Origin of the sequence: Tatumella sp. JGM118 (assembly GCF_018257515.1) — a bacterium.
GTDB lineage: Bacteria > Pseudomonadota > Gammaproteobacteria > Enterobacterales > Enterobacteriaceae > Tatumella > Tatumella terrea.
The window spans coordinates 1-3,062 of the sequence record NZ_JAERJR010000037.1 but is presented as its reverse complement, the minus strand read 5'-3'; the positions used below and the strand labels follow the sequence as shown (position 1 = coordinate 3,062).

Below are 3,062 nucleotides of genomic sequence, written 5' to 3'. Positions count from 1 at the left end.
AGGCCCGGAGTGCAGAGGGCGCGGCCCTGCGCCCTTTGCCCGGTCGCCCCCGGCGGGGCTAAGGCAGCCTGCCTTAAGATAAAGCGAACGGAATATTCACGGTCTGACCATAAAAAACAACAGCTGAACTCTTTACCACAGATCTGAGACAAAAATCTCCCTGCTTTTCTCCGTGTTGCCCAACCGCCTAAAGGTCACGTAATAAATTGCGCAACCGTTCACTGTTTTCTGGCTGACGTAATGTTACTTTCGCGTCTTCAGGCCAGGCCTCAGGCTGAAATCTTCCGTTAGCCGGCCCGGTGCAGAGCCACCCATGCCTGTAAAATTTTCTTGCGTTCGATTCTGGCGGGCTTTCGGGAGTGTTAGGTCTTAGAACGTAACTGGCTCTGAGTGAGCCTTAGTAAGTACACGCAACGGGTGTCGGGGGCAATTCATTCAGGCATGTTGTGGATAAAAAACAGGGAGGTGTTATGCATTACAATAATGAGGTTATTAAATATTTACAGGCCAATAAAATTATTTCTTTAAAGCTCGAACGTGTATTAAGCGGTGTCGGCGAGGCAGTTTCTAACCAGATTGAAATAATAGGTTTTGGCGCAAAGCGTGCATTGTATTATACGTCCTGTTTTACGGATGAGTATCAGGATGTCTGTCAGAAACAAAAAGCTGAGGATATTCGCTTTAAAAACAGTGTTATTTGTCTCTTTCGACATGGAAATATTGCATATGAGATGCTAAAAATATATTTTGGAATAATATTTAAATATAAAACATCAGAGCAGATTGAGAATATTAAAAGAATGCTGATGGCTGTGAATATCCATATCGCTGCAGGTGCACTCACAAGTGCGGGATTTGCCTTAACAACGGCATCATGTGTTGCTGCAGGCATGAAATTACGTTTTGAGCTCAGTGCGCTGGCAGGTCGGAGAACGGGGCAGGTCATCGGAGCTATCGGCCTGTACGGTATTGTTCAAAAAGCAGCAGACAGCGCAAGTCGTCTTCATATGACTTATCCAGCTTACTACTCAGCGCTGTACGCTCAGGAACTGGAAATGATGTACTTCCTGATAGAGCCGTTGTTTAAGAGAGCAGAGGCGTTTAAAGCACAATGGGGATCGGATAGTGAAATCGCAGGCATCATTACCAGGATGATTCGATAATGATGAATGTTATTAAGAGAGTTTTAAGCCGAATATTCAGGTCATTAATTTCGTATTATGGGCCTGCAGCACTGACAATAATATTTGCTTTGGTTCAGGGGGTGTTTTTTCCTGGGAGCCCAATCTGGCTTGTTCCGTTATTCTTTGTATTTGTGATGGTTGTTGTATCGATCTATGAAATTGTCAGATTAAAGCGCTAGTACTATCTTAAAGTTATTATAACGACTACGTCACCGCGCCTGATACTGCTCTTCTTTAGCAGGCTATCGCTTCCCCCGGAGGTCCGGTAAATAATCACTCATGCCTGTAAAACTCTCTGCGTTCGATTCTGGCGGGCTTTCGGGTGGCGGTATTGTTACTCTTAGGACTTAAAAGCGCCAGGTGGTCCCCGGACGGTGTACGTAACATCTGTCAGGGTACATTGACCAGAATGACAGAAACCAAAAGGATTCTAAATGTTAACTGTGTGGGGCCGGAAAACATCGTCCAATGTCCAGGCGTTAATGTGGTGCATTGGAGAACTACAGTTGCCTTATATCAGGCATGATGTGGGGCATAAGTATCAAGGGACTGACACGGACTTTTTTTATTCGCTGAACCCCAATCGCACCGTGCCGGTATTACAGGATGGCTCAGCCCCTCCTTTATGGGAGACGGGGGCCATTTTACGCTACCTGGCTAATCGCTATGCTTCGGATACTTTCTGGCCCCGCAATCCGCAGGAAAAGGCCAACGTTGACCGTTGGGCGGAGTGGGCGAAAATTAACGTTGCAATGGCATTTACTGCACCTGTGTTCTGGCGAGTTGTCCGGACTCCGGAGAGTGAACGCGATGAAACGGCCATAAGGCAAGCGATGTTAAACCTGGAGAAAAACCTTTTGATCGCCGGGGAACAACTCAGTAAGCATAACTTTCTGGCAGGTAATAAGTTTTCACTGGCCGATATTCAGTTTGGTCATGTTTTATTCCGTTATTACGACATTGATGTGGTCCGGCAACCGCTCCGGCATTTGCATTCTTATTACCAGCGCCTGGCCTCTCGTCCTGCTTTTCAGGAGCATGTCATCGTATCTTATGAAGACCTACGTGCTTAGTACGTCGTCCGGAGAGAATGACAAGCCAGAGGCAGGCAGAAAGTGTGTGGTCTCTGGTGCCAGCAATGGCAGGATGGGATTATGAGGAAGGTGATCGTCACTCTGATGGGGGTGATTGGCATAGCTGGTATTGGGCTGGTTATTGGCTGGCCTTATATCAGAATGGAATTTGCCGATAGCGCATATTATACCAGGAAAAATCATCGGGAGTATGAATATTACACCCCTGAGTTATTAAAAAAAATGCCAGAGGTATCAGAGAATTATAAATTTGAGTTCGGGAGGATCACCGGCACAGAAGCTAACGTCTTCACCGTGAAGTTTTATGGTGTTTCAGACACACGGAGTATCAGGGATTACCTGAAATCAGAGGGGTATGAACCCCAGGCATCTTGTGATGTTGAAGCCCAATGCTGGAAAAGCCGGGCGACCCATGATGAAGTCACGGTGGGCAACCTTCATTCTCAGACAGGGGTGTTTGTGCAGGTATATCGACGTTTATATTCGGGTCAATAAGCCGGATAAAGGAAATTATCCTTGAGAGCGCATAAGCTTCAGCCCTGCCAACAAAAATAGCGCTATCAGGGTGGGGCTAAGGCAGCCTGCCTTAAGATAAAGCGAACGGAACTCTCACCGTGCTAAAACTAATAAACCACGAACTGAATATTCCCTGTCTGAGATAAAAAAATAGCCAGACTACTTACTCACAAACCTTATAAAAAAATCCCCCGGTTTTCCCCGGTCCCACATCCGGTGACTTACCGCGACATCGCACCGCTGAGCGAGGGAATGCGTCCAGGACGAG

General features: G+C 46.7%; 4 protein-coding genes. All 4 read left to right on the top strand.

All coding sequences use genetic code 11. The features are described from left to right. The first annotated feature begins 470 nt into the window (after positions 1–470). The 4 genes from JK223_RS16765 to JK223_RS16755 all read left to right on the top strand — a co-directional run bounded on the left by JK223_RS16765 (position 471) and on the right by JK223_RS16755 (position 2,773). Positions 471–1,163 (top strand): hypothetical protein, encoded by a 693-nt coding sequence (locus JK223_RS16765; protein WP_212715282.1) that lies wholly within the window; start codon positions 471–473, stop codon positions 1,161–1,163. Continuing rightward, positions 1,163–1,363, top strand: coding sequence for a hypothetical protein (locus tag JK223_RS17245; protein WP_371813184.1), 201 nt, complete (start codon positions 1,163–1,165; stop codon positions 1,361–1,363). The genes JK223_RS16765 and JK223_RS17245 overlap by 1 nt, the downstream gene beginning before the upstream one ends. A gap of 255 nt (positions 1,364–1,618) precedes the next feature. After that, positions 1,619–2,257, top strand: a complete 639-nt coding sequence (locus JK223_RS16760; RefSeq protein WP_212715281.1) for a glutathione S-transferase family protein — start codon at positions 1,619–1,621, stop codon at positions 2,255–2,257. A gap of 81 nt (positions 2,258–2,338) precedes the next feature. Then, positions 2,339–2,773 (top strand): hypothetical protein, encoded by a 435-nt coding sequence (locus JK223_RS16755; protein WP_212715280.1) that lies wholly within the window; start codon positions 2,339–2,341, stop codon positions 2,771–2,773. The last annotated feature ends 289 nt before the right edge of the window (positions 2,774–3,062 follow it).